The organism is Maribacter sp. MJ134 (genome assembly GCF_003970695.1).
GTDB lineage: Bacteria > Bacteroidota > Bacteroidia > Flavobacteriales > Flavobacteriaceae > Maribacter.
Map to the genome: position 1 here is coordinate 3,891,250 of NZ_CP034570.1, position 26,854 is coordinate 3,918,103.

Here is a 26,854-nt window from a genome sequence, read left to right on the forward strand (position 1 = left end):
TGCAGCCAAATTCAGAGGTATGGGAGCTATCGTAGCCATTGTAGGAAGGCCAAATGTTGGTAAATCAACTTTTTTTAACCGCTTAATTCAGCGTAGGGAGGCTATTGTGGACGCCGTGAGCGGAGTTACTAGAGATCGTCATTATGGTAAAAGTGATTGGAACGGGAAAGAGTTTTCCATCATCGATACGGGTGGATATGTTGTAGGTAGCGATGACGTTTTTGAACAGGAAATAGATAAGCAGGTAGAACTGGCGATACAAGAAGCGGATGCCATTATCTTTATGGTAGATGTAGAAAGCGGGGTTACGGGAATGGATGAAGACGTTGCCAAATTACTACGCAGGGTCAATAAGCCGGTTTTTCTTGCCATAAACAAGGTAGATAACGCCATGAGGCAAGAAGACGCCGTAGAATTTTATGCCTTGGGATTGGGTGACTATTACACGCTTTCCAGTATCAACGGAAGTGGTACGGGAGAATTATTGGACGCTCTGGTAGAAAAGCTTCCAGATGTTCAAGAAGAGGAAAGTGAGCTGCCAAGATTTGCGGTGGTCGGGCGGCCAAATGCAGGTAAATCATCCTTTATCAATGCCTTGATAGGGGAGGATAGATATATTGTAACGGACATCGCAGGAACCACACGAGATAGTATCGATACTAAGTATAACCGATTTGGTTTTGAATTTAATCTAGTCGATACGGCCGGGATACGGAGAAAGTCAAAAGTAAAGGAAGATTTGGAGTTTTACTCCGTGATGCGTTCGGTACGGGCAATAGAGCATTGCGATGTATGTTTGTTATTGTTGGATGCTACCAGAGGTTTTGACGGGCAAGTGGCCAATATCTTTTGGTTGGCACAACGTAATCATAAGGGTATTGTAATACTGGTGAACAAATGGGATTTGGTAGCCGATAAAGAGACCAACACCATGAAACAATATACCCAGCGAATAAAGCAGGCCATAGAGCCCTTCACAGATGTACCGATACTTTTTATTTCTGTATTAACGAAACAACGTATTTTTAAGGCTATCGAAACGGCGGTAGAGGTCTACAAGAACCGCAGTAAAAAAATCATTACGCGTAAGTTCAATGAAGTAATGTTGCCATTAATTGAGCATTATCCGCCCCCGGCATTCAAGGGTAAACATGTAAAGATTAAGTTTTGTACGCAGTTGCCAACACCCTACCCGCAGTTTGCTTTTTTCTGCAATCTTCCCCAGTACGTTAAAGAACCCTATAAACGCTATCTAGAGAATAAGTTGCGGGAAGAGTTTGATTTTTCAGGCGTTCCCATCAGTATTTTTATGAGGAAAAAGTAATTTGTTCAGCGTTTTTGTATTACTCTAAGTAGGTGACAAATTATTTTGAACTTAATGCCTAGTTTGGATTTGATATTTAAGATTGAACTTGTATTTGTGTGAAGGAATCACCACCCTCCAGAGGCACCACCGCCTCCAAAGCCGCCACCGCCGAATCCACCACCAAAACCTCCACCGCCTCCAAAGCTTCCACCACCACCAAAACCGCCAGAGCCTCCACTGCGGCCCATGTTGCTAAGTATGATGACATCCCAAAGGTCCAAGCCTCTTTTTCTTCTACCACCATTACCACGCCCGTTACCCTTGTTGCGTTTGGAAAGGATAATTAAAATGATGAAGAATATAATGAAGGGTAAAAGCGCCCTTAATGATAAACCATCATTGGTCTCAAAAGAACGTTCTTCTTTAAATTCTCCCGTAAGTACTTGGAAAATGGCATCGGTACCTTTATTGAGTCCGCCATAATAATCACCTGTCTTAAATTCTGGAATAATGATACCCTCGATAATCCTGCGCGACATGGCATCGGTCAAGGTAGCTTCTACACCGTAACCTGTATTAATGGCTATTTTTCGGTCATCCCTGGCCAACAGTACAAGGACACCATTGTCTTTTCCCGCTTGGCCAATACGCCATTTTTGTCCCCATTGGGCGCCAAGATAGGTGATGTTTTCTCCCTCAGTACTTGCAATTATTGCTACTACAATTTGGGTAGATGTACTATCCGAATAACGAATGAGTTTTTGTTCCAGACTCGTTTTTTGAGATGCAGGCAGCAGCTGAATATAGTCGTAAACGCTAGTTTCTTTCTGCGGTTTTTCAGGGATTTGAAATTGCCCCCAACTTGAATGAACAAAAAGAAAAATAAAAAAAGCAGATGAAATTCTTCTTGGCTCCATAAGGATGAGACGATTGAAGTTTTTCAATATTCTCCTACCCATTGGGAAGGTCAATAGGGGCCTATCCTTTGGATATCTCATTGCTTAGTTCATTTGTGTCATCATGCTTCCAAGGAAAATGATGTTCCAACTCGGTTCCCGCTTTAAGTATCCCCGCAACGATTCCGGTTTTGTACGCACCTTCTTTAAAATGTTTCTCTATGGTATTCTTTGTGCTTTTCCAAAAATCCTTCGGAACTACCCTATCTATACCTTTATCACCGCAGATGGCGAACTTCCTGTCATTTACCGCAACATAGATAAGAACCCCGTTTTCCTCTTTGGTATTGTCCATTTTAAGTAAATGAAACAAATCTTTTGCTCTTTCGTAATGGTCTGCTCGCGTATGCGCCTCAATATGAACCCTTATTTCGCCCGAGGTATTTTTTTCTGCTTGCAGTATAGCTTCAACAATTTCTTGTTCTTCTTCTGCCGTCAAAAAATCTTCTACTCTGGACATATACCGGGTTTATTCAAATTCAAAATTTACATCGGGCGCTTGTTCGGAACCTGCTTCAGATTTGAAGTAGGCCAATTCGTCAAAGTTGAACAGCCCTGCAAGAATAGAATTCGGGAATTTTTTAATGTGCAAATTATAAGGTTCCACCGTGGCGTTAAAACGATCTCGTGCCACATTAATTCTATTTTCAGTGCCTTCTAGTTGGGATTGTAGTTCTAGAAAGTTTTGATTGGCCTTTAAATCGGGATATCGCTCAACAGTAACTAAAAGTCTGCTCAACGCTCCGCTTAGACCACTTTGCGCTTGGTTGAATTGCGCTAGTTGTTCTGGTGTAATGTTCGTTGGGTCTATACTCACTGCTGTAGCCTTTGAACGGGCTTCAATAACATCGGTTAATGTTCCGCGCTCAAAATCGGCAGCACCCTGTACCGTTTTCACTAAATTGCCGATAAGGTCGTTTCTTCTTTGGTATGCGCTTTCTACGTTTGCCCAAGTCTTGGTCGATGTTTCTTTTAGAGCGATGGCGGTATTGTTAAATCCTACTCCCCATTGGTATAGGCCAAATGCTAGGACCGCTAGTACCACAAGTGCTATTATTCCTTTTTTCATGATTAGTGTAGTTTTAAATTATTCTCCCTGTCAGGAGAATTATTAGTGTTTATAGTTGATTCTTGATTTTGATGAGTTCCGTTTTAACACGTTCCAGCTTTTGAATGATATCAAAATTGGATAAGGTCTTTTGTTTTTCCTCCCTTAAGTGTGTTTTTGCCCCTTCAAGCGTAAAACCACGCTCTTTGACAAGATGATAGATGAGCTGCAGGTTTTTAATATCCTGAGGAGTAAATTTTCGGTTTCCCTTGGCGTTCTTTTTCGGTTGTAATACATCGAATTCCTTTTCCCAGAAACGAATTAAAGAAGTATTTACCCCAAAGGCACGTGCTACCTCTCCAATTCCATAATAACGTCTTTCTGGCAGGTCTATTTGCATTAATCCAGGGATTGATTTTCTTGGTTTGCGTATTTCAGCATATTTTCAAATTCTTCGGGAGATAAACTTCCGTAGTAGAAATTAATAGGGTTAATGCGGTCTTTCTCCTTCCACACTTCATAGTGCAAGTGCGGGGCTTCGGATCGTCCCGTACTACCTACAAAACCGATAAGGTCGCCTCGTTTTACTTTCTGTCCTTTTTTTACGTTGTATTTGCTCAAGTGGGCGTATAGGCTTAAATATCCGTAGCCATGGTCTATTCTGATATGTTTTCCGTAACCAGAGGAATTATTGTCCGCTCTTGTTACTTTGCCATCTCCAGAAGCATAAATAGGAGTACCCTTAGGTGCGGTAAAATCCATGCCATAATGCATTTTTCTAGCCTTTGTAAAAGGGTCCGAACGCCACCCGTAACCTGATGCCATGCGCGTAAGGTCTTCGTTGTTGATGGGTTGTATTGCAGGAATGGAAACCAAAAGTTTTTCTTTTTCCTCGGCCAGTTTGGTGATTTCATCCAAGGATTTGGATTGTATGGCCATCTGTTTTTTTATAATATCCAAGCGCTTGGTGGTGGATATAATCATCTCGGAGTTATTGAAACCCTCTAGGGACTTATACCTGTTTATACCACCGAATCCGGCTTTACGCTGCTCTTCTGGAATTGGGTTGGCTTCAAAATACAGCCGATAGATATTGTTGTCACGGTCCTCAATATTGGCAAGGACTTCTTCGATTTGCCCCATTTTTCTATCCAACAGGTCAAACTGAAGTTCGTAATTTTTTACTTCCCGTTGTAATGAGAGTTCTCTGGGCGTATTGATTAGATTAGTGTTCAAAAGTAATAGCAGACCTAGAAAACCGAAAAGTAGGGATCCCAAAAAGAAAAAGGCGATGTTCCGGTATCGCTTGGATTTTTCAGGTTCAATTTTCCGGTAAGAAAGTGTATCCGGGTCGTAATAGTATTTTACTTTAGACATGAATAGATTTTATTCTATTTTTGTTCTTTCGTTTTAACATAACAAACAAATATAAAAATTGTTTTCAATAAACAGTTAAAATTTGTAAAAGCTTAGCATTTTAGATGAATTCCAAGGATATACGAAAGCAATTTTTAAACTTTTTTGAAAGCAAAAAGCACAAGATCGTGGCTTCTGCTCCAATGGTCATAAAGGATGACCCAACCCTGCTTTTTACGAATGCCGGAATGAATCAGTTCAAGGAGTATTTTTTAGGGATTTCCATACCCAAAAATGCACGCGTGGCAGATACGCAAAAGTGCCTTAGGGTAAGTGGCAAGCATAACGATTTGGAAGAGGTTGGCAAGGACACCTATCACCACACCATGTTCGAGATGTTGGGTAACTGGAGTTTTGGCGATTATTTTAAGGAAGAAGCCATTAACTGGGCTTGGGAATTGCTGACCGACGTGCTGAAAATTGACAAGGACAGTTTATACGTTTCTGTTTTTGAAGGTAGTGATGATGCCGATAATTTGGAGAAGGATAACGAGGCCTTTGATTTATGGAAAGCAATCGTTCCCGAGGACCGTATTATCATGGGCAACAAGAAGGATAACTTCTGGGAGATGGGCGATCAAGGTCCTTGCGGTCCTTGTTCTGAAATTCATGTAGATATACGTTCCAAAGAGGAAAAGGCTAAAGTTCCCGGAGCAAGTTTGGTCAACGCCGATCATCCCTTGGTGGTAGAAATATGGAACTTGGTCTTTATGCAGTACAATCGTAAGGCGGACGGTACCTTAGAAAACCTGCCTGCCAAACACGTAGATACCGGAATGGGTTTTGAACGTCTGTGTATGGTGCTTCAGAACGTAAAATCTAACTACGATACCGATGTTTTTACGCCGTTGATTAGAGAGATAGAGACCATTGCGGATGCCGATTACGGTAAGGATGAAGAAATAGATATCGCCATCAGGGTTATTGCGGACCATATTAGGGCGGTGGCATTTTCTATTGCAGATGGCCAATTGCCGAGCAATACGGGCGCTGGTTATGTTATTCGTCGTATTCTAAGGCGTGCAGTGCGGTATGGTTTTACCTTCCTGGGAACCAAAGAGCCCTTTATGTACCGCTTGGTCAATGTGCTTACCCAAAGCATGGGAGATGCGTTTCCCGAGCTTAAGGAACAAAAGCAGTTAATACAGAATGTTATCAAAGAAGAAGAACATTCCTTTTTGAAAACGCTGGACCAAGGATTAGTACTCTTGGATTCCATTATCGCCAATTCAAAAGATAAAAAAGTGGACGGAGCTAAAGCATTTGAGCTGTACGATACTTTTGGATTTCCCATAGATTTAACGGCCTTGATCCTCAATGAAAAGGGTTACGAATTGGACGAAGCTGGATTTGATGCGGCCATGCAAAAGCAAAAGAGGCGTTCTAAATCGGCATCAGAAATTTCCAAACAAGATTGGGAGGTATTGGCGATTGATACGGAACAGGAATTTGTAGGCTATGACCTGTTAGAGGCGGATGTGAAAATTGTGAAGTATCGCAAGATTACATCTAAGAAAGAAGGGGTTCAGTATCAACTGGTCTTTAATTTGACCCCTTTCTATGCAGAAGGTGGCGGTCAAGTAGGGGACAAGGGCTACTTAGAGCCAGCTGATGGTGATGTGGTCTATATCATCGATACTAAAAGAGAGAATAACGAAATAGTACATTTTACCAAAAACCTTCCGAAAAAATTGGATGGTAGTTTTAAGGCCGTGGTAGATATAAAGCAACGTCAAAGAACAGAAGCGAACCATACGGCAACGCATTTACTGCATCAGGCTTTGCGAGAAATTTTAGGAACCCATGTAGAACAAAAAGGTTCTGCGGTACACTCTAAATACTTACGTTTCGATTTTTCACATTTTTCCAAACTTAGCGTAGAAGAATTACGCCAAGTAGAGGATTTTGTAAATGCCCGTATCGAGGGGCAATTGCCCTTGCAAGAGCAGCGCAACATTCCTATGAAAGAAGCTTTGGAATCCGGAGCTATGGCCTTGTTCGGAGAAAAATATGGAGATACGGTAAGGACCATAAAATTTGGGCAGTCCGTAGAGTTATGCGGTGGAACCCATGTAAAGAACACCAGTGAAATATGGCATTTCAAGATAAAATCGGAAAGTGCCGTTGCGGCAGGTATCAGAAGAATTGAAGCGATAACTAGTGACGCGGTAAAGGATTTTTATTTTGAAAATAACCGCTCGCTTTATGAGATAAAGGATGCGTTGGGCAATGCTCAAGACCCTGTAAAAGCGGTAAGCAGTCTGCAGGAAGAAAATGCGGATTTGAGGAAACAGGTAGCACAACTGCTCAAAGAAAAAGCCAAGAACTTAAAAGGAGCATTGGCGCAGGAATTAGAGACAGTAAATGGGGTTCGGTTCTTGGCCAAGAAAATAGATTTAGATGCCGCAGGAATTAAGGACCTTTGCTTTGAAATGGGGCAGAATCAAGATGATCTGTTCTTGCTTTTTGGTACGGAACAGAACGGTAAAGCCTTGTTATCCTGTTATATTTCAAAGGAAGTGGTTGCATCCAAAAATTTGAATGCCGGTACCATAGTCCGCGAGCTAGGGAAATTTATTCAGGGCGGAGGCGGTGGTCAGCCTTTCTTTGCAACGGCAGGGGGTAAAAACCCGAACGGTATAGCTGAGGCCTTGGAAAAGGCAAAAGGATATTTAGCCCCGTAATCCCCAAAGGGGGAATCTTAAGCATTACGTAAAGCAAAACGCAATATACTAGATAACATGAACCTCCAAACCCAGATTTCTTTTCGGAAAGCCGACAAGCAAATAGACTACGCTAGTGAGTTAATGCTCTTAGGCTCGTGTTTCTCGGAACATATTGGGGCAAAGTTGGATTACTTTAAATTCCGGACACTACAAAACCCCTTTGGCATCCTTTTTCATCCGTTGGCCATAGAAAATTTGATTACAAGGGCCATTCAAAAGCGAGGGTATACGCCGGAAGACCTTTTTTATCATAATGAGCGTTGGCATTGTTTTGATGCCCACTCCAATACGAGCAATCTTTCCAAGGAAAAAGTTTTGGAAGGCCTAAATGGGCAGTTACGGAAAACAGAACAACTTTTGTCTAAGGCAAGCCATATCATCATCACGCTGGGTACGGGGTGGACCTACCAAAAAAGGGAAACAGGTGTAACGGTGGCCAATTGTCACAAAATACCCCAAAAAGAATTTAAAAAACAGTTGCTGACCGTTGATGAAATCACGGCTAGTCTGCAACGGACAATACAACAAATTAGAACCGTTAACAAAAACGCAGAACTCGTTTTCACTATTTCCCCAGTACGTCATCTTAAGGACGGTTTTGTAGAAAATCAACGAAGTAAGGCGCATCTGATTGCAGCAGTGCACGACATCGTAAACGCTTATGCTGATGGAGAAAAAAGCAGGGTTGCCTATTTTGAAAGCTATGAATTGATGATGGACGAGCTGCGCGATTATCGTTTTTATAAAGCGGATATGATTCATCCAAATACCTTAGCTATTGATTATATCTGGGAAAAATTTTCCGAGGTGTGGGTCTCAGATGATGCACAGGTTACCATGGAACTGGTGGAAGAAATACAAAGAGGATTGGATCATAGACCTTTTAATCCAAATTCGGAACAACATCAAAAATTTCGAGAGTCGCTCAAGGAGAAAATCTCGTATATTAAAAAAGAACATCCTGCTATGACTTTCTAATAGGGGGTTAGCGTTACCGTCTTTATGGGCAAAATATTTGTTTAAAGCGTATTATATGAAAAGAATTTTAATAGGAGCAGTAGTTACACTGGCCATAGTTTTGGTATTTCGTTCCTGTGCGAAGGAAAAGGAATCTGAAGCAATCCTTAAGGAAAATTCCATGCTCATTCAAGAACAAATAGCTAACGTTTCCAAGCTTATTGTTACGGAAGGTCATTTTGCGGAAGTCTATAATTACAAGGATTCCAAAGAACTCTTTGGACCCTTGTTGACTGCGGATAAAAAAGCATTGGTGGTCGTTAACGCCGCGGTAACCATCGCCTATGATTTATCAGAAATTAAGTTTACCTTGGATGCAGATAAGCGCACGCTTCGTATTGACCAAATTCCCGAACCTGAAATTAGCTTAAACCCGGATTTTGAGTATTATGATGTCACTGCGGACTATCTCAACCCCTTTGAAGCTGATGACTACAATACTATTAAGAATAACGTAAAAGCATCCTTGATGAAAAAAGTAGCGGCATCTACGTTGAGAACGAATGCCCGGGACAGGTTGTTGAGCGAGCTTCAACAATTTTATGTATTGACCAATAGCTTGGGTTGGACTCTGACCTATCAGGATAAGGAAATTGAGGAAAACTTTAATCCATTCCTCTTAAAAAACTAAATTTTTAATAGTTAAAATATTAAAAAACAATTAGTTATGCTGTATATTGGTGTTCTACCACTTAAAAGAGCATCAAAATGAAACAGAGCAGACCATTGAATTATAGAAGAAATTTTTTGAAGACAACCGGCATTTTAGGTGCGGGATTATTATTACCCAATATATCTTTAGCGGAAACAACAACTTTTTAGAACGGCAATTTACACCAGTTCGGAAAACGTGAGGGGTACACGGATCAAATAAGTATTCTTATTTCAATGATGGACTGGATGCGTTCAACCGTTCTGCGTTCCGTGGATGGAATTACGCAGAAAGAACTAGATTTTTTATTGGACGAGGAGTCCAATTCTATTGGTGCTATGCTAATGCATCTTGCTGCCACGGAGCGTTTTTATCAAATTCACAAGTTCGATGAAAGGGAATGGGGAGACTTTGATAGAAAAGATACTGATATCTGGAACGTTGGAAGCCGTTTGGGAGATGCCGCAAGGAAGGAATTAAAGGGAAAGCTACTTTCCTTTTATACTGATCACCTTACCGAGGTGAGGGAAAATACGAAAACCATGCTCAAAACCAAGGGCGACGATTGGCTTTATACGGAGACGGACTTCTTTGGAGGACAACCCACTAACAACTATTGCAAATGGTTTCATGTTGTGGAACATGAGTCTAATCACAACGGTCAAATAAAATATATAAAGAGCAGGGTGGTTTAAGTGGTTTTTACGGGTTCTACAAGATTTAAGCCATCATCGATGAGGTGTCCCAAGCTAGGATTGTCCTGTTTCACTTTTTCTAGGTGATGCTTTATCTCCGTGGCAAAACCGGTATCTCCGTTGGTAATCGCCAGTTCGTAAAGTTCTACAGATAACAGCCAGTCCTTAGGAAAGTTTTGTTGTACTTCTTTAAACACTTTATTTCTGGAAATAGTAGTGTTTTTACCTTCCCTAAAATCCCTGATTTGTTGGTAATATCCTTCCAATTCACTTTCATTGGCGCTCTTTTTATCTGAAAGTGTTTTACTGAGTTCGTGGTCCAGAAGGTCAAAACTCTTCAGGTCGGCAGGCCCGTTAAAAGCCGATACTATACGCTCTCCAATGGCCATGTTGTATAGTTCTTCGTCAGATTTAAATAATACTTTGCCGTGGTGGCTTACGGTACAGTTTTCGAAAGTGATTAGAATTATTTGTCCCTGTAGGTTTCTAGTACCGGTAATAATCTTTCCGCTTACGTTGATACCGCCTACAAAATCCAAGGAAACATGCTCGCCCTCGTAGATTTTATAAGCCTTTAAATCCCTGGGGCTCATTTCTTCTATAGGAATATTGATACCCTTTAACCTGCCTATGGGCGAACCAAAACCTGTCACGTGTTGATTGGTATCCTGGCCTACCAGTTCTTTTTCTCTGAAGGCCAAGGCCGATTTTCCTTTCGTCTGAAAATAGATGGGTGCTCCGTTATGGGCGATGACATTATCGAAATTTCCGGAAATCTGGAGCCCGGTACTCAGCTCGATAGTACCTAATTCTTTGGAGTCAATAAGTTTTTTAATTCCGCTAAGTCCGCCCGTGCGCAAGGCCATGGTATTCGCGAAATCTTCAAGCACCTGGCTTAGAAAAGCGAAATCCGGAGTTACGAATAGTTGAGGTTGCGGTTTGGTAATATCAAAAGGGGTGTGGGCAGCTTCAATGGAATAGGGTATTTTCTTTACTTCATCCGTCATGCACCAAGCACTTTCCCCTATTGAGGATAAAAGGCCCGCCCCGTAAATTTTAGGATTTTCAACGGTACCTATTAACCCGTATTCTACGGTCCACCAATGTAGGTTTCGTATAAGGGCCATTTCGCTGGGCACTCCCATATGCTTCTGTAATTCTTCGATATGTTTTTCGGCTTTTTGTATTTCTGATGGCGTTGTACCCTGAGCTTCCTTTATAATGGATAAATGACGCACTGCTTCGTAGAGTTCAAAATCCTTTGCGCTAGAGACCGCTTTACAGCCAATTTCACCAAAACGTCTTAGATATTCAGCATACTCGGGATTGGCGATAATGGGAGCATGGCCGGCACCTTCATGAATAATATCGGGTGCGGGCGTGTATTCAATATGCGCCAACTGGCGAATATCCGATGCGATGACCAAAACGTTATAAGCTTGGAATTCCATAAATGCCGCTGGAGGAATAAATCCGTCCACGGCAACGGCCGCCCATCCTAAATCTTTTAGTATACGGTTCATGCCATACATATTTGGGATATGGTCAACGGCGATACCGGTTTTTCGCAAACCATCTAGATAAGAACCATGCGCTACCTGGCTAAGGTAATCTACGTTTTTGCGCATAACATAACGCCATACCGCTTGGTTTATAGCAGTGTACTCCTCGTAATTTTGAGGCTTTATATACTGCTTCAGATGTTTGGGAAGCTTGTCTAGAATAGGATTGCTTTCGTAGGTCATCGTTAGTGTGTTTTAATAGGGTTTCCCTCCGCATCGTACAAGGAGCGCATTGAAAATACCTCGGGAGAATCTCCCTGTAATTGGTGAAGTTCTAATTTTTCTTTGGTAGTGGTTAACGTTGGTGTATCACCTGCTTTTATCCACCATAATATAAATTGTGATGGTTTGGAAAGGTCAAACCACTTCTTTTTATGCTTCAAAAAATAACTGTGCACAGAGCCGTAAACGAAGCCTTTAAAAGATTCCATATCTTCCCAGACACTTATGTTTATGGCCATCATTTCATCTTGAAAGGGTGACTCTAGATAAGAGGCAGAGCGACCTTCCTCGTCTTTTAAACGCCAAACAAAGCCTTTGCTTTCCTCCGCAAATTTATTCACCGGCTCCAAGAAGTCTACAAACTCCTTCATCGTTGGATGACTTAAAGGAGCTCTGAAACGAGCTATGTTGGCCTGAGCAAGATGATACATAAAAACGGTTTTCTAATAAAGATATTTATTTTGGTTATTATTGTATATATATTATAATTTTTTAGAGATATTTCCTTTAATAGTATTTATAAAAAGGAAATAGTATAGAATTTAAAGGTTTTTGAACGAATTAAAAGGAACTTGTATGTTAGAGAAATTGGATGCTATTGACCGCGGAATTTTAAAAATCCTGGAAAAGGATGCAAAGACGGTCGCAAAGTCCATAGCAGAGCAGTTGGGTCTCACCAAAACACCCGTTTATGAACGTATCAAAAGGTTAGAAAAGGAAGGTTATATTAAGAATTATGTAGCTGTTTTGGATACGGATAAAATTGAACGAAGTATAACCGTGTTCAGTTTTGTGTCCCTCGAAGCTCAAAAAGGCAGTTTAATGGACGATTTTCTGGAAAAAGTAAAGCAATTCAACGAAGTCTCCGAGTGTTATGTTGTAGGAGGGGAGTTCGATTTTTTGTTGAAGGTAACCGTAAAAAATTTGGATGCCTATTATGATTTTGCGAAATCAAAGATTGCAACCTTACCGAACATAGGTGCGGTAAAAAGTGCCTTTGTACTCAATGAGGCTAAAAATCAGCAATATTTTCCTTTGTTGTAAATATATAAAAAGCCTGCATAGTACAATGTACCGTGCAGGCTTTTTGAAAAGTATGTTTCTCTTATTTGGATACTAGCGCATCAGGTGGGTATTGTTCCAAAATCTGTGCTACAAATTGTTGAATACGTTGTTCTTTCTTTTGAATGTTCTTGGTGTTGGCGAGTGTTCCTTCTCCCTTTCCTTGCCACACCAGTTCCTTACTCTTGGTATCGATAAGGTCAATGTAAAGCGATCCTTCGGTTGAAGTACTTACAAGGTTACCACCTCCCCAGCCCCAGCCGAGTCCAGGTCCCCATCCGAGACCTCCCCAGCCCCAGCCCCATCCGCCGAAACCTCCCCAGCCTCCCCAGCCGAAGTTGTTATTGTAGACATCAACTCTTTCTTGTTCTTTGGTAAAAATACTCACGAGTATGTCCGGATTTTCGGATTTTACGAAACCTCTAGAAGCCATTTCCGTTTCTATAGCTCTAAGAATCCTTTTTTTATCCAAGTCGGATATTTGCGCCTTATCAATACCCGTTTTATAAAAGGCATATGATTTATAGCCGTTAAAATCAGCCTTCTGGTCATAATCGGATAGCACACGAACTGAAGAACAGGAGCTTAAGAACAGCAGGGCAAGGATTGGTAGCGCTAGTAATTTTAATTTATTCATAACAATATCTTTTAAGTTTACGGACTTTTTCTTGTTTATTTAAGCTTCAAAAATCATGCCGAACATAGCTTATTCGCTATTGGGGATTAGTTTTTGGGTCGTACCCGTAAGGACAATGCCTGCAGCCACTTTCACAACAGTAGCCTCTTTTTAAATGAAACTGCTTTGTAAAAACCCGATAACCTTCATCGGACCAGTAAAAGTCCCCTTCTTCAATAGGAATTATTTTTTTCATTCGAGCCCTTGCATTGTAGTACAGGTAAAGTTAAAGAATTTCTGTTGATAACCATTTTTACAAGCCTTGGAAAACACTAGTTTTATTATGGATATCAAGCTATTTTACCCTTTATCGGTTTTGTTGGCAAGAAAACAATTAAGTTAACGTAGACTCCCTTGTAAGAATTATCTTTGTTTAGCATCAATTCCTAGTGCAACAATGATTTTAGTTTTTAAACATTTTTTTTATAAAAACTATGTGGGCCTTTCCCTCTGGCCATTTATATTCTTGAAAAGTAATTCCTTAAAAGAGGATGCTGTTCTTATAAATCATGAGAAAATACATTTAAGGCAACAGCAAGAATTACTGTTACTTCCTTTCTATATTTTATATATGACGGAATGGCTTTTACGTTCTTTACTGTACTTGGATACGTATCGTGCCTATCAGAATATAAGCTTTGAAAGAGAGGCCTATGCGAATGAAAATCAATTGAACTATTTAACGCAACGCAAACCGTTTAGCTTTATTAAATACCTTTGTCACTGAAAGTAAGTTTAATTGCAGTCCAAAAATAGTTACCTAGACCTTCCAGTTTTAAAAGAAAAAGAAATTACACTGGCTCTAAAGCGAGAGGATTTGCTGCATCCATTGATTTCTGGAAATAAATACCGAAAATTAAAATATAATCTCCAAGAGGCTCAAAATCTACACCTACGGACTTTAATCACCTTTGGAGGGGCGTATTCTAATCATATTGCCGCTTTGTCCTATGCCGGAATGGAAAAGGGTCTTGCGACGGTAGGGATTATCCGAGGAGAGGAATTAATGGATAAATGGCAAGATAACCCGACATTGGCCATGGCGCATCAGAACGGTATGGTCCTTAAATTTATTTCTAGGGCAGCTTATAGGAAAAAAACCGATTTGGACTTTCTCCTAACACTTGAAGAGGAGTATGGCCCTTTTTACCTAGTTCCCGAGGGAGGCACTAATTCTTTGGCGATAAAAGGCTGTGAGGAGATTTTGACCCAGGCCGACGAAGATTTTGATATGGTCTGTACTTGCGTGGGGACAGGTGGTACAATGGCCGGCCTGATAAATTCCTCACGACCGTATCAACAAGTTATGGGGTTTGCAGCGTTGAAAGGGGAATTCTTAGAAGAGGAGATTACCAAAATGACTACCGAAAAGCACTGGAAACTGATATCCGATTATCATTTTAACGGATACGGTAAGGTTACTGGCGAACTGGTACATTTTATCAATAAATTCAAACGAACAACAGGTATACCTTTAGACCCCGTCTATACGGGAAAAATGCTCTATGGGTTGTTGGATATGATTAAGAATGATAATTTTGCAAAAGGAACCAAGATATTGGCCATTCATACAGGAGGGCTTCAGGGTATTGCGGGAATGAACCTTAGGCTGAAAAAGAAAAAATTACCTTTGCTACATATATGAAAAAGAATATAGTAACGCTTTTGATGCTGAGCATCCTTGTGGTGGGTTGTAAATCGAAGAAGGCCTACTCCGATAATCTACGTACGAAGAATGTGCTTTCTGAACGTAAAAGAAAAAAAACGAAGACCAGGGCAACTTCTTCCAATACGGACACTTCCTTACCCAATGATTCCGGAAAGTTTATTGCCTTCAGCATAGCATCCATTCCGGAATATATTGATACCTTTTCAGAAATCGCACAGTTAGAAATGAAGGCCTACGGGATACCTGCAAGTATTACACTGGCACAGGGACTTTTGGAAAGTGGCTATGGTAAGGGTGAGTTGGCCATGAAGACCAATAATCATTTTGGCATTAAATGTCATAAGGGATGGCAAGGTGATTATGATTTTCATGATGATGATGAAAAAGGAGAATGTTTTAGAAAGTACAATCACCCTATGTTCTCTTTTCGAGACCATAGTATTTTCCTGACGACCAGAAGTCGCTATGCTTTTTTGTTCAATTATCGAAATACGGACTATAAAAAATGGGCGTATGGACTTCGAAAAGCGGGATATGCGACGGATAAAAGGTATCCACAAAAATTAATTTATCTCATAGAAAAACATCAATTATACAAGTACGATACCGAAATTTCAAAAGCGGGGTACGGCAATAAAATAGTAGTCGCCACGGAAACTGATGCCGTACATGTTGTAAAAAAGGGAGACACCTTGTACGCACTTTCGCGTAAATACTACGTTTCTGTAGATCAGTTGATGCAGATGAACAATCTTAAAAACGCCAATCTTTCCGTTGGACAAAAACTTATGGTAAGAACTACCGATATTAACAATTAATAAATGATATATAAAAGAAGCAGTGCCCTTTTCGCGGAGGCAAAGCAGTATATTCCGGGAGGTGTAAATTCTCCTGTAAGAGCTTTTAAAGCGGTAGGAGGAGACCCCATTTTTGTGAAGGAGGCCAAGGGCGCTTATCTGTACGATGAGGATGGGAACAAGTTGATTGATTATATCGCTTCTTGGGGGCCGTTAATTTTGGGTCACGCCCATGCTCCGGTAATCGATGCCATTATAGAAAAAGCACAGAAAGGAACTTCTTTCGGAATGCCTACCGAAATTGAAACCGAGTTGGCCAAATTGGCCATTAGCATGGTGCCCAATATTGATAAAATTAGATTCGTAAATAGTGGTACGGAGGCCTGTATGAGTGCTGTGCGTTTGGCCCGTGGCTATACCGGTAAGGATAAGATTATAAAATTTGCCGGTTGCTACCACGGACATTCGGACTCTTTTCTAATCCAAGCAGGTAGTGGTGCCATTACATTTGGGAGTCCTAATAGTCCAGGGGTTACCCAAGGAACCGCAAAAGACACTTTGTTGGCTGATTATAATGACCTAGTGGGAGTTCAAAATCTCATCCAGGCCAATAAGGGAGAAATCGCAGCTATTATTATTGAACCCGTAGCAGGGAACATGGGTTGCATTGTTCCCACGGACGAGTTTATGAAAGGGCTTCGCACCTTATGCACGCAAGAGGACATTTTACTCATTTTTGATGAGGTAATGACAGGCTTTCGTTTGGCAAGAGGTGGAGCACAGGAAGCTTTGGGAATTCAAGCGGATATCGTCACTTTTGGTAAAGTTATTGGAGGTGGTCTTCCCGTAGGTGCTTTTGCTGCCAAAACGGAAATTATGGATCATTTGGCGCCGGACGGACCTGTGTACCAAGCGGGTACGTTGAGCGGTAATCCTTTGGCCATGAGCGCTGGATTAGCAATGCTTACCGAACTGAACAACAAGCCTCAGATTTTTGAAAGCCTAGAGAAGAAAACCGCGTATTTACACAAGGGATTAGATGAGGTTTTGTCTAACAAGGAGGTAGCTTATCAAATCAACCGTTTTGGAAGTATGCTATCCGTGCATTTTACTGATGAGCCCGTAGTAGATTTTAAAACATCGGCCAAGGGGAACAATGATAAATTCAAAAAATTTTTCCATGGCATGTTGGTAGAGGGCGTTTATTTACCGCCAAGTGCCTTTGAAAGCTACTTTTTAAACGATGCCTTAAGTTATGAGGATTTGGATAAAACCATCATGGCATTAGAAAAGATAGATTTTTAATATTTTGAAACTGGTCTCATAAATGGTAGAACCTACCTCTTTTACCTATTAAAAGATGCCTATCATAATTAATGGGTTCTAGGTTTAGTTTTTTCAAGATAGAGGATATGGTTTCTGCTGCAGGTTAAATGATTAAAAAAAATGATTTTAGCGTAAGGATTTTATTTCTTTTCTTAGTTTGATAATATCAGAAATATGGGTCCAAATAACAATTGGAACAATTGTAGCTGGCAGGAGAATAAAAGGGAAGTACATCACCCCTCGATTTGGTTGGTCAAATCCAAATTGTTGAAAGGGTAATTCTGCCGATAAAATTCCATTGAAGAGTATAAAAAGTACCAGCAAAAGTCCTGTGGTATTCCAGCCTAATAAAATAAGTTTGTTTACCTTCTTCTTAAGAAATAGCCATCCCATAATTGGAGCCGTAATCCCCATTAGGATATCATAGTTTCTTCCTTCGAACGTCATTAGTTCAGGAACCATCTTATGAGTGAAAAGCGCATAGAGGACTAGTTCTACAGGTAAGCGAACTACATGTGAAAAAGTACTGATTGTTGTATTTCTTTTCTCAAAAATCCATTTTTGTTGCTTAGGCAATAAGCCGTAAAAAATAATAAGCGCAGCCGGTAGTAAGACGAGTCCAAATCTCGGTGGTATGGAATCGGTCACTTTATAAAAACCGAGATACGCTAGTATGGATTGTATTACGGACCATATAATGATAAAAATGGTTAAATTTTTCGGTTTTCCGTTCGCGTAGTGAAAAAAAGCAATAGTTAGTAGAACGGTAGCGATGAAAAGTACTGAAATCCACTTGGGAAGTAAATCGATCATTCCTATAGTTTTTTAATTCATGCATTTCAAAATCATATCAGGAATCGGCTTGAAACTTTTACTTCTTCAACCGATTGTACTTCTTAAGTGTTTCCCTGAGGAGGTCGTGTGGCAGGGCATAGGCCGTATTTCCATTAATTCCTTCCATGGTTTCCGCCGCTACCATTGCATTGATAATAGCCTCTTCTACTGCTTGCACGGTTGCTTCAAAAACAGGCATTAATTTGTCGTTGGGCATGGATTTTACGGTAGTAGTTTTGTCCCTATTAAAAGCATTTTCGTTGGCTGTAGAAAAAGCTAGGAAAATATCCCCTGACCCATTACTTCCCCTGCCGCCAACGATTCCTACCCCTAGAGGAATTCTTTGGGCAATTCTTTTTAGTTGGTGGGGTAGTAAAGGTGCATCGGTAGCCACGATAACGATGATAGAGCCGTCACCTTCCTGTCTTCTAGATTTTGGTGGTCCGTTGAACTTGTAGTTCAAGGTGTCCTTTAATTCTACGCCAACGCGTACACCGGCTACGGACAGGTTCCACTTTGCCCCAAAATTAGACTGAACAAGTGCTCCTACAGTATAAGCTTCCTCTTCTATTTTAAAAACTCTGGAAGAAGTTCCTGTACCTCCTTTATAGCCCAAGCACATCATTCCGGTGCCTCCTCCAACGTTTCCTTCGGCAATTTTTCCGGATTTTGCGTCCTGTATCGCTTCCAATACATGTTTTTCCTTTACGTGAAAACCATAAATATCGTTTAGGAAACCGTCGTAGGTCTCGGCCACTACCGGATAGGTATACCACCAATCCTCGCCGCTATACCAATCTGTGTCTACATACCATTTTAAAACGGCATCGCGTACTACGCCAACACTGTTGGTATTGGTGATCATAATCGGGGTTTCCAGAAAACCCGATTCGGTTACCCAGGTCGTACCCGTCATTTCTCCGTTACCGTTCAAGCTATACCAGTTTGCGTATACCGGACTGAATTTTTTTGCTTTTCCTCTAGGAAAAATGGCCGTAACTCCGGTTCTAACAGGACCTTTCCCAACCGTATTCTCTCCTTTGCTTGATATGATGGTACTGTAACCGACCTCTACTCCTTTGAAATCGGTTATGGCATTGAATAGGCCCGTTTCGCCATCAAATGGTACGCCTAAGTCCCTTGCTCTAGGTTTTTGTCCTTTTATTTGTAAACCAATAAGTACTACTATTAAAATTACCAGTGTTCTTTTCATTTTTATAGAATGTATTAAGTGTCGAGAACAGCACTATTGGCTGTGGTTTTTTCGGTATACGAATACTATAGCTCTGGTTTAAAGATAGCACATTGCGACCAAGCCCGATGCCTATGAATATGTGAATTATTTTAATCTTGGGTGATTGTTTTGAATCAGCCCTAGTGAGTACAGACGGACTACTGATAATAAGAAGTTTATGGATGGTTATAAACCATTTGACGGGATTATATTAACTACCCTTCTATTCAGCCTTTTTTACGAAATGTAAAGCTTTCCCGTTGCTAAGATGAATCTTGATCGTATCTTTAGTTAACAATTTTAGTGTGCTTGTTTCGTTTTTCTTTTGGAGTGCTAAATTATACATCAGCGTATTAATGGTATCATATACCCTTGCGGTATAGGGTAGGTTGACCACTTTTTCAAAATCTCCGAACAGTGATGATGATACTTTTTTGATGATGCTTTTTTCATTTAAGATAAACGCCGGATTTGCCTTGACGATTACGGTTAGTCCATTTTCTTTTTGATTGATAAACTCAAAATAGTAGCCAGCTTTTATAAGTATATCAGTCTCGTTATTGAGTGGGATTCTAGTAAAATCTAGATGATCGCTCTGTAATTCCGTGCCCAAGTATTCATAGTTATGAAAATGACCGGCGGGACAGCCCATCAAAGCAAAACAAATTAAGAATAGCCATGCAATTTTAAATTTCTTCTTCATAAACATAAAACCCTTACGACTTTCAGAAGCGATACACAAAGTCTTTAAACAGCTGGGAAACAGGTGTTTATAGCAGTCTCTGTTGAAAAATGTTAGTTTGTATGGCTTTTGAACCATTTAATAATTTCCTCGAACGAATCAAATTTTGAATAGGGTAAGCCGTGACTTTTTCTATCATATATCTTGAATTTATAATCTTTATCATACTTATCAAGCTGCTGCACAAGTGTAATCGCTCCGGTAACGGACACCCTTCCATCTTGTCTGGAATGTAAAATATAAACAGGGGTATTTATTTCATCGGCCCATTCAATGGCAGAACGCTCATTGAGATATTTTTCACTGTTCTTGTTGAAATCGGGTAAAATATTGGCTAATCCTTTGTAATTATATTCTTCTTCTAAATCGGACCAACCGTTTATGAAAATAGGTCTTTGCATGGCCTGTAGCTTAAGGTCCGCAACACCACCTACCACCGCGGCTGCATTGATGTTCAGTTTTCTGAGACATTGGTAGGTCATCATTCCACCTCTGGAAACACCCATCATAAAGATATTGCTACTGTCTACGTAATCAATCTTCTTTATAATCTCATACAGGTTAATAACGTCATTGACATCATCTCCTCCTGATTGGTCTAGTTTGCCTATTTCGCCAACGAAGCGATAGTCAGATGCAAATACGGCAAATCCATTTTTAGCAAGCCAGTAAAAGTCCGGCAAATCTTCTTCGGACAGTCTGCCGAAATTTCCTGTCCCCCCTCGATTGTAAATAATTACCGGAACCTTTTTACCAATCGTTTTTTTTTGGACGGCATAAGTAACCACCTACTTCAAATTCATCACTTTTATACTTGAAGGTCTCAAAAACGTACTCTTTTTGATTTTTAGCTCTATCGTACGATAAACTATCATATCTGTATTTTCCCAAGGGGCTAATCTCTTGATAGGTTTTTTTTATTTCGATTTGATTAAGGTTATACAAGCCAGATTGTGAAAACATTGATGCACACCCTAAAAAAAGGATGAGTAGTAGGCTAATTCTTTTCATTTCTAATTTTAAATATTTGGTGAAGTAGTGCTATATAAAACATTTGGGGCAGCACTTTTTGTTCATGTTTTTGGACGTTGTTAATGGAAATATAGTAAAAAATGATATTGGTCAATGTGTAAAGTTGAAATGAAGTTTATATATTTTCTTTGGGAAGTAAGATGAGGCAAAACAATCTATCAATGGGTCATCTACACGTAAAAGTGTAAGATGCTGGGACTGAGAGTAGTGGTCAGTAAGCTGGTAAACAAAGCAATTTTCAATCACAATAACGAGAATATCTTCTGATGAGATTTGCGTTTGAAAAAAAATGTTAAAACGGAAAATGGTTATACCGAATAAGTTCTAAAAACCTGATTATGCAGTTTACAGGTGTTGAACAAAGATGTCTTGGATTAAAAAAGGATTTGTCTTTTCTTCGGTTTTTCTTAAGCTATGCGGACGTACTTCACCAGTTTAATTTTTCCTTTAAGAGCCGACTATATCTATTCGTATCTTCAAGTTCAGGGAAATGTCCGCAATTTTCAAATTCAATTATTCCGCAATTCGGCAAGTGTTCCAGTATCGATGTATGGTCCGTGTTCCTGTGGGTGTAATCTTTAGTGCCCCAAATTAAAGTCGATGGTACATCCAACACATTTAGTTTTGATAAGCTTTCTTTTTCAAGCCCTTGAACAAGTCCTGAAAGACAGAAACAACCGCCTTTATTTAAGTTGTCCAAGGAAGTAGCTACAAAGGCTGATTTGTCCGTTTCTTTAGGTAATGCATATCGGTACCAAGTCTTTGCGAATTTTTTTTCTGAAAACGAATTTACGATTTGTCCTACTATAGGATACCTTAGTACTTTTGGAATATTAATCGTGGTCCACTCCACCATTGAATGTATAGACGGTGTCTGTGATAAGAATAAATGAACTATACGATCAGGAAATTGTTCCGCTGTTTTGATGGCATAAAAACCGTTGGAGCAAGAAAAGCAAAGTATGGCCCTTTTAATACCTAAAATATCCATTAGGTCTATAATGAGTTGTGATGCTTTAGCGTACGAATAGTCATATTTTGAATTTGGATAGGAAAGCCCTACACCAATGAATTCGAAGCAAATTACTCTAAAGTCTCTCGATAATTTTGAAATCAGATTTTTATGATGTTCAATAACGTTTGGTCCATCAGGAACAGCTAGTATTACCGGTTTGTTACCTTTAGTATCAAACACTCTAATATTCCCATAATCGGTTGGAATTAGGGAAAAATTGCTTTCCAATGTAATATGTTTTTTCTTGAAACTATATCTAAACGCATCAATAAAATTTCCGTTCATTCCTTGGCTGTTTACGTATTACGCATTTCGTGCGTATAAAAAAAGGCACGGGTACGTCCTGGGCAAGCCCTGGACAAGCTATTATTTGTATGTTTTGGGTTTGTTTTTATTCTGCTTTATATACCTCAAGTTCAATTTCAACCATAAATTCAGGTAATGCTAACCCCTTTACTTCAAGCCAGGAACCAGTAGGGAATCCGTTTTTATAAATTTCAGCTCGGTAAGCCGATTTTTCAAGCATCTGTGCCATATTCGTTGTAAAAATATCTTCTTTAACTACGTCGTCGAAGGTGCAGCCATAGTGTTTTAATATTTTTTCTAAATCTGCGTAACAGTTTTTCATCTGCTGTTCTATATCACCAACAGCTGTGGGGTTTCCTTCATTGTCCATACTCACCGCTCCAGAAATTTTAATGTCATTTCCTATTTTCACGGCATGGGAATATCCGTATGCTTTTTCCACCTCTGGTCTCAAGAGGAAATATTCAGGTTTCTCTGATTCAACGATTACCTCTTTTTCAACTTCTTGCGTTTCTTCCTTTTGCTTTTGTTCACAGCTTTGTAATCCAAAAGTCACTATGCAGAGTGTTACTAGTAAAGTCATTCGGTTGCTTGGTTTTTTCATAATTCTGATTATTTAGTGCCTACTTTGGTCGGTTTTTGGCTATTCCGTTTAATTTTTAGCTTCCTTTTTTGGTGTACCTATAGGGTGTTTATGTATGATTTCGTGCTGTAAATAAACACTAAGGTTATCAAATATACGCAGATATAAAGTCTGTGTGTCCCAAAACTTCGATATAAGAAAGTTGGTAGCGCTTTGGTTATTTCGTTTTTATTTTCCGATAAGTATATCGTATTCTTTTGGTATTTCTACTCCATTGAATCCATTTGTCAATGCGTATAATATGATCAGAGTCAAAACTATTCCAATAATCAAAATCCCATAAGACTGTTTGTATGGTTGAATCCCGAATAGTTCTTTTTTCACTCTTGTTGAATGAACTGCCGAAAGATGTCCGAAGAACGAAATAATAGCGAGTCCATAGTAGGGCATAAAAAATAGGTTGAAAGGAAAGGTATTCAAACCAGCTACACCAAAATAAAAATTAGTATCTAAATTCAAAATGAATCTGCCCGATAAAACCGCCCCTAAATGAATTACTAAAAAAAAGGCGAGATATAGCCCTGTCCATATTTGGAGTTTATCAAAAAAAGTGGACACATTTTTTCGTTTTTTTAGGAACAATTTTATTCCTGAAATTATCTGAATTACGATTGCAAAGAACAATATGATTTCTGCGATTATATTTCTGTAAACATTACGTAAACTGCCCATCATTTCAATATGAGCATTTGCTCCAAAGAGGCTAAACATGTGATTGAACAAGTGTAAAGCCATAAAAATTGTAATCGTTATTCCTGATATATAATGGATTCGTTTCATCTTTTTTTTGCAAAGTTGGCATTAAAAGGTGAGCTATCATTTGACCTAAATCAAATTCGGGTTAAACGTTTTCTTATCCTACTTAAGGTTTCAAGTGTAATATTTATATATGATGCAATATGTGTTAAAGGAATTCTTTGATTAATATCAGGATGGATGGATAAAAGGTTTTTATATTTCTCTTCTGCAGAATGAAATTGCATAGAGGTAATTCTTTCTTGTTGTTTCAACATTGTTTTTATCGCAACCACTTTACTTAATCGTTCAAAATCATGATATGTATTCGATAATATTTCTATATTTCCTCTTGATATTTCTAGCAATACAGAATCTTCAATTAGTTCTATAAAATGAGGGCTAGGAATGTTAAGAAAAAAACTATTTATTGAACTAATGAACTCATTTTCAAACGCAAACCAGTCAGAAATATCTTTTCCATCTTTTAAATAGTATGCTCTTGCGCATCCATTTACAATAAAAAATGTTTTATCAGAGAATTGTCCTCCTCTTACCAGAACTGTGCCTTTTTGGAGAACTAAAAGTTTAGAATTAGTTATTAAATCAAGTTTACATTCAGGGGTCAATGGTGAATAGTGATTGCTGATTATTTCTACTATTTTTTTTCTATCCATTAATAATCAAATAACTTATCGTTTATAACATTTAGGTAAAAGCAGTATGTTGTTTATCTTAAAAGGAACCCAAAACAATAAGACGTAAAAACAGAACATACTACAAAAGCCAAGTTATCCATTGGCATCGATATTTACAAAAGAGGCTGAAAAATTCATTGCTCGACCGATATTCAGCGCTAACAATTGCGCAGCCTTTTTGGCATAAGAAATAATCTGGTCAAAGATTACCGTAGTACCAAGAGCCCTATAAAATCACAGTCGTCATATTTAGATGTCTTGGTTTCTAAGAGGTATGATATTAACCTTTGTCACTGCCGGTTAGTTATCCATAAGTTGTATCAAAATTCCAAATAATCCAATTGTCGAACACAAAGGGATAAACCATTTTGAATCGGCTTTCGCAAATTCGGTATTCTTTATTTTTTTAAACAACCCAACGTAATTAAAATCTCCGATCACTCGTAAAATAAAAATAGAAGGAACTAACCAACTTCCATAAGAAATTATCCAGCTAGGAACTACGATATTAATTAGACCTGTTCTTATCAAGTAGATCAAGCCAAATAAAATTAAACCTACGCCAACAATAAGAGTGGCAATTTTAGGTGGTTGGATTGCTTTTTCTCCAATTTCTTTTGTAGGTAGAGCCTTATCAAGCCCCCAGTTGCCTCCCAAAAACCAATAGAAATGGATAAAACCCAATGCACTGAAAATCACAAATAAGAGTACGGATAGTACTGTGGTTGTCGTCATATTTTTGCCAATTGAAAAATTTTCTCATTCTGCTTCCTATTAACAGAAGAAGGTATAGATCTCAGCATTTGATTACGCAGACCAATCAATATTGGATTAGAAAGATGGGCCATTTTCCCCACAATCCAACTTGCTTTTACTACTTGATGTGCTTTTGGTAATCTTAATTTTTGATATTCCGCAAATGCTTAGGTGATTTTATATTTGTTTAAACATTCTGAAAGCACATAAGCATCTTCGATAGCCTGACAAGCACCTTGTCCCATATTTGGGGTTGTTGCATGTGCAGCGTCTCCAATTAAGCATACATTTCCCTTAAACCGAGTATTTGTGGGCTTTAAATCTGAAATTTCTGCAGTATTAATATGTTCTTTTTTAGTTGAATTTATGATGTCTTTAATTATTGTATTGTAATTGCTGAAATATTCATTTAAATCATTGATTGAAAACTCATTCATATTTTTTTTGAATGATTTTAGAGCATACCAATACACCTTATTTTTTGCTATTTGAACAAATCCAAAGCGTTCTGATTTTCCCCAAGCCTCATTCAGTTCATTCCCGAACTTTAGAGGTAATTCATATTCCGTAACTCCTCTCCAACATATTTGCTTCGCGTTTCTTATACTATTGTTTGGGAATATGTTTTGACGAACTATAGAATTTAGTCCATCAGCTCCTATAACCGTTGATGATTGTGTTTGATGTCCATTTTTAAAGTTTAAATCGTAATCAATCCCATTTTTAACAATTGAAGTGAGTTTATGGTCTAAAGTAATTTCAGTTGATTTTAATTTGTCTGTCAATAGCTGTTGTAATTTCCCTCTGTGTATTGCAATGTTTTTTATGTTGCGCTTTTGTTCAAAATAGGACAAATCAATTGTGGAGAGTGGTTTTAGACATGATTTGGTAATATTCATTGAAGATATTGGGTTGCCATTTTCCTCAATTACTTTTCGTAAACCTAACTTTTCATAAACTTGCATTGCGTTATTGGCTAAAATAATTCCTGCTCCAACTTCTTTTATTTGTTCAGCTTGTTCAAATATTCTCGTTTTAATACCCTTTTGTTCAAATGCAATTGCAGTAGTTAATCCTCCTATTCCTGCTCCAATGATATCTATGGTCATGATTTTCTATAATTAATGGCAACGGTTTGCCTATGGCTCATTGCGAAAAAGCATAGCTCATTTTGCGCTGTAACCGTAAATTCGGTAAAAAGTGGATGCCTTATGATGAAAACTTTGTTTCAAAATTAGCTCAATTAGTGATTGTTTTTAACTCAGTTCTTTGTTAGGTGTAGTTTTTATTTCAGTCGTTGGTAATAATCGAGAATCTTCCAACCCGGCAGCTCTATGTCCAACATTTTCTATATAATCTTTGCTTTGCGCAAAAGCCATAAACTTTGATACGGATTCGTGCTCCACTATTAAAACAGCATCCCATTTTTCAGTGTCTGGGCCGATTAAAAAATCTTTACTCTTTCCATAGTATAATACTCGACTTCCCGCTTTAATTAATTCAGTTAAAGTATTGTCAATATACAACTGGTATGCTTCCTCCCCGCTGATTTCCTTTTCAGGACTAAGATTTTCAAAACCTGTGTAATCAGCTTTCACTCGAAATTTCAGTAAGTTCAGCATTGTTACTTTTCCCTTGTCGAAAAAGTCCTTATAGAATCTTTTTCCAGCTTCTGGATTCGAATCAATGTATTTGTCCATAATCTTTTGGTAACCTTTTCACTTAAATT

The 26,854-nt window shown here is 39.0% G+C and carries 31 protein-coding genes; 11 read left to right on the forward strand and 20 right to left on the reverse strand.

All coding sequences use genetic code 11. The features are described 5' to 3' along the window. Positions 1-19 precede the first annotated feature (19 nt). The gene (gene der, locus EJ994_RS16810; protein ID WP_126593540.1) at positions 20-1,324 is read left to right on the forward strand and encodes a ribosome biogenesis GTPase Der; all 1,305 of its coding nucleotides are present in this window, start codon (positions 20-22) and stop codon (positions 1,322-1,324) included. Between the two features lie 107 nt (positions 1,325-1,431). Here der and EJ994_RS16815 read toward each other — a convergent pair whose 3' ends face one another. The 5 genes from EJ994_RS16815 to EJ994_RS16835 form a co-directional block, all read right to left on the reverse strand. After that, positions 1,432-2,223 carry a TPM domain-containing protein gene (locus EJ994_RS16815; RefSeq protein ID WP_126593760.1) on the reverse strand — a complete coding sequence of 264 codons (792 nt, stop codon included), beginning with the start codon at positions 2,221-2,223 and terminating at the stop codon, positions 1,432-1,434. A 61-nt stretch (positions 2,224-2,284) separates the two neighbouring features. Further along, positions 2,285-2,722, reverse strand: coding sequence for a TPM domain-containing protein (locus tag EJ994_RS16820; protein WP_126593541.1), 438 nt, complete (start codon positions 2,720-2,722; stop codon positions 2,285-2,287). Positions 2,723-2,731: 9 nt separating this feature from the next. After that, positions 2,732-3,331, reverse strand: a complete 600-nt coding sequence (locus tag EJ994_RS16825; protein ID WP_126593542.1) for a LemA family protein — start codon at positions 3,329-3,331, stop codon at positions 2,732-2,734. Positions 3,332-3,380: 49 nt separating this feature from the next. Continuing rightward, the gene (locus EJ994_RS16830; protein WP_099572563.1) at positions 3,381-3,710 is read right to left on the reverse strand and encodes a MerR family transcriptional regulator; all 330 of its coding nucleotides are present in this window, start codon (positions 3,708-3,710) and stop codon (positions 3,381-3,383) included. Next, the gene (locus EJ994_RS16835) at positions 3,710-4,687 is read right to left on the reverse strand and encodes a M23 family metallopeptidase (protein WP_099572564.1); all 978 of its coding nucleotides are present in this window, start codon (positions 4,685-4,687) and stop codon (positions 3,710-3,712) included. The genes EJ994_RS16830 and EJ994_RS16835 overlap by 1 nt, the downstream gene beginning before the upstream one ends. Before the next feature lie 104 nt (positions 4,688-4,791). On the opposite strand from EJ994_RS16835, the gene alaS reads away from it, so the two are divergent. The 5 genes from alaS to EJ994_RS16855 all read left to right on the forward strand — a co-directional run bounded on the left by alaS (position 4,792) and on the right by EJ994_RS16855 (position 9,816). Further along, on the forward strand, positions 4,792-7,410 hold the full coding sequence (alaS, locus tag EJ994_RS16840; protein WP_126593543.1) for an alanine--tRNA ligase: 2,619 nt from the start codon (positions 4,792-4,794) through the stop codon (positions 7,408-7,410). A gap of 57 nt (positions 7,411-7,467) precedes the next feature. After that, on the forward strand, positions 7,468-8,430 hold the full coding sequence (locus EJ994_RS16845; RefSeq protein WP_126593544.1) for a GSCFA domain-containing protein: 963 nt from the start codon (positions 7,468-7,470) through the stop codon (positions 8,428-8,430). Positions 8,431-8,485: 55 nt separating this feature from the next. Further along, the gene (locus tag EJ994_RS16850) at positions 8,486-9,100 is read left to right on the forward strand and encodes a DUF4230 domain-containing protein (RefSeq protein WP_126593545.1); all 615 of its coding nucleotides are present in this window, start codon (positions 8,486-8,488) and stop codon (positions 9,098-9,100) included. A 77-nt stretch (positions 9,101-9,177) separates the two neighbouring features. Next, positions 9,178-9,291 (forward strand): twin-arginine translocation signal domain-containing protein, encoded by a 114-nt coding sequence (locus EJ994_RS17670; protein ID WP_241240813.1) that lies wholly within the window; start codon positions 9,178-9,180, stop codon positions 9,289-9,291. A gap of 69 nt (positions 9,292-9,360) precedes the next feature. Further along, a complete protein-coding gene (locus EJ994_RS16855; protein WP_410504185.1) occupies positions 9,361-9,816 on the forward strand; it encodes a DinB family protein in 456 nt (151 codons plus the stop codon). Here EJ994_RS16855 and EJ994_RS16860 read toward each other — a convergent pair. Beyond that, positions 9,813-11,561, reverse strand: a complete 1,749-nt coding sequence (locus EJ994_RS16860; RefSeq protein WP_126593546.1) for an aromatic amino acid hydroxylase — start codon at positions 11,559-11,561, stop codon at positions 9,813-9,815. The two genes, EJ994_RS16855 and EJ994_RS16860, sit on opposite strands and share 4 nt — an antisense overlap. Positions 11,562-11,563: 2 nt before the next feature. Beyond that, a complete protein-coding gene (locus EJ994_RS16865) occupies positions 11,564-12,031 on the reverse strand; it encodes a DUF3291 domain-containing protein (RefSeq protein WP_126593547.1) in 468 nt (155 codons plus the stop codon). A gap of 145 nt (positions 12,032-12,176) precedes the next feature. On the opposite strand from EJ994_RS16865, the gene EJ994_RS16870 reads away from it, so the two are divergent. Beyond that, positions 12,177-12,644: an Lrp/AsnC family transcriptional regulator gene (locus tag EJ994_RS16870; protein WP_126593548.1), complete on the forward strand. Its 468-nt coding sequence runs from the start codon at positions 12,177-12,179 to the stop codon at positions 12,642-12,644. A gap of 61 nt (positions 12,645-12,705) precedes the next feature. Here EJ994_RS16870 and EJ994_RS16875 read toward each other — a convergent pair whose 3' ends face one another. Together EJ994_RS16875 and EJ994_RS17505 are read right to left on the reverse strand one after the other, a co-directional pair. Continuing rightward, entirely contained in the window at positions 12,706-13,299 is a 594-nt protein-coding gene (locus EJ994_RS16875; RefSeq protein ID WP_099572571.1) for a DUF4136 domain-containing protein, read from the reverse strand. A gap of 76 nt (positions 13,300-13,375) precedes the next feature. Further along, positions 13,376-13,534, reverse strand: coding sequence for a DUF5522 domain-containing protein (locus tag EJ994_RS17505; protein ID WP_164721495.1), 159 nt, complete (start codon positions 13,532-13,534; stop codon positions 13,376-13,378). Between the two features lie 201 nt (positions 13,535-13,735). Between EJ994_RS17505 and EJ994_RS16880 the strand changes: the two genes are divergently transcribed. From EJ994_RS16880 to hemL, 4 genes are read left to right on the forward strand one after another with little or no spacing between them, the layout of a single operon-like run. After that, a complete protein-coding gene (locus tag EJ994_RS16880; RefSeq protein WP_126593549.1) occupies positions 13,736-14,065 on the forward strand; it encodes a hypothetical protein in 330 nt (109 codons plus the stop codon). A 12-nt stretch (positions 14,066-14,077) separates the two neighbouring features. Then, positions 14,078-14,983, forward strand: coding sequence for a 1-aminocyclopropane-1-carboxylate deaminase/D-cysteine desulfhydrase (locus EJ994_RS16885; protein ID WP_126593550.1), 906 nt, complete (start codon positions 14,078-14,080; stop codon positions 14,981-14,983). After that, the gene (locus EJ994_RS16890) at positions 14,980-15,825 is read left to right on the forward strand and encodes a glucosaminidase domain-containing protein (RefSeq protein ID WP_126593551.1); all 846 of its coding nucleotides are present in this window, start codon (positions 14,980-14,982) and stop codon (positions 15,823-15,825) included. Before EJ994_RS16885 ends, EJ994_RS16890 begins: the two co-directional genes overlap by 4 nt. 3 nt (positions 15,826-15,828) lie before the next feature. Next, complete coding sequence (gene hemL, locus EJ994_RS16895; RefSeq protein ID WP_126593552.1) at positions 15,829-17,109, forward strand: glutamate-1-semialdehyde 2,1-aminomutase; 1,281 nt, start codon at positions 15,829-15,831, stop codon at positions 17,107-17,109. Positions 17,110-17,256: 147 nt separating this feature from the next. Here the strand turns inward: hemL and EJ994_RS16900 are convergent, their stop codons facing one another. The 11 genes from EJ994_RS16900 to EJ994_RS16950 form a co-directional block, all read right to left on the reverse strand. After that, positions 17,257-17,943 (reverse strand): hypothetical protein, encoded by a 687-nt coding sequence (locus tag EJ994_RS16900; RefSeq protein WP_126593553.1) that lies wholly within the window; start codon positions 17,941-17,943, stop codon positions 17,257-17,259. 58 nt (positions 17,944-18,001) lie between these two features. After that, positions 18,002-19,177, reverse strand: a complete 1,176-nt coding sequence (locus EJ994_RS16905; protein ID WP_126593554.1) for a P1 family peptidase — start codon at positions 19,175-19,177, stop codon at positions 18,002-18,004. Between the two features lie 244 nt (positions 19,178-19,421). After that, a complete protein-coding gene (locus EJ994_RS16910; RefSeq protein WP_126593555.1) occupies positions 19,422-19,901 on the reverse strand; it encodes a hypothetical protein in 480 nt (159 codons plus the stop codon). Positions 19,902-19,993: 92 nt separating this feature from the next. Continuing rightward, positions 19,994-20,728 carry an alpha/beta hydrolase family protein gene (locus tag EJ994_RS16915; protein ID WP_126593556.1) on the reverse strand — a complete coding sequence of 245 codons (735 nt, stop codon included), beginning with the start codon at positions 20,726-20,728 and terminating at the stop codon, positions 19,994-19,996. A gap of 671 nt (positions 20,729-21,399) precedes the next feature. Beyond that, on the reverse strand, positions 21,400-22,272 hold the full coding sequence (locus tag EJ994_RS16920; RefSeq protein ID WP_126593557.1) for an alpha/beta fold hydrolase: 873 nt from the start codon (positions 22,270-22,272) through the stop codon (positions 21,400-21,402). A gap of 106 nt (positions 22,273-22,378) precedes the next feature. Continuing rightward, positions 22,379-22,897, reverse strand: a complete 519-nt coding sequence (locus EJ994_RS16925; protein ID WP_126593558.1) for a RidA family protein — start codon at positions 22,895-22,897, stop codon at positions 22,379-22,381. 207 nt (positions 22,898-23,104) lie between these two features. Further along, on the reverse strand, positions 23,105-23,716 hold the full coding sequence (locus tag EJ994_RS16930; protein ID WP_126593559.1) for a hypothetical protein: 612 nt from the start codon (positions 23,714-23,716) through the stop codon (positions 23,105-23,107). 50 nt (positions 23,717-23,766) lie between these two features. Further along, a complete protein-coding gene (locus tag EJ994_RS16935; RefSeq protein WP_126593560.1) occupies positions 23,767-24,348 on the reverse strand; it encodes a Crp/Fnr family transcriptional regulator in 582 nt (193 codons plus the stop codon). A gap of 321 nt (positions 24,349-24,669) precedes the next feature. After that, positions 24,670-25,104 carry a DUF3995 domain-containing protein gene (locus tag EJ994_RS16940; RefSeq protein WP_126593561.1) on the reverse strand — a complete coding sequence of 145 codons (435 nt, stop codon included), beginning with the start codon at positions 25,102-25,104 and terminating at the stop codon, positions 24,670-24,672. 188 nt (positions 25,105-25,292) lie between these two features. Continuing rightward, positions 25,293-26,234, reverse strand: coding sequence for an FAD-dependent monooxygenase (locus EJ994_RS16945; RefSeq protein WP_241240815.1), 942 nt, complete (start codon positions 26,232-26,234; stop codon positions 25,293-25,295). A gap of 147 nt (positions 26,235-26,381) precedes the next feature. Further along, entirely contained in the window at positions 26,382-26,825 is a 444-nt protein-coding gene (locus EJ994_RS16950) for a DUF1330 domain-containing protein (RefSeq protein ID WP_126593562.1), read from the reverse strand. Positions 26,826-26,854: the final 29 nt, after the last annotated feature.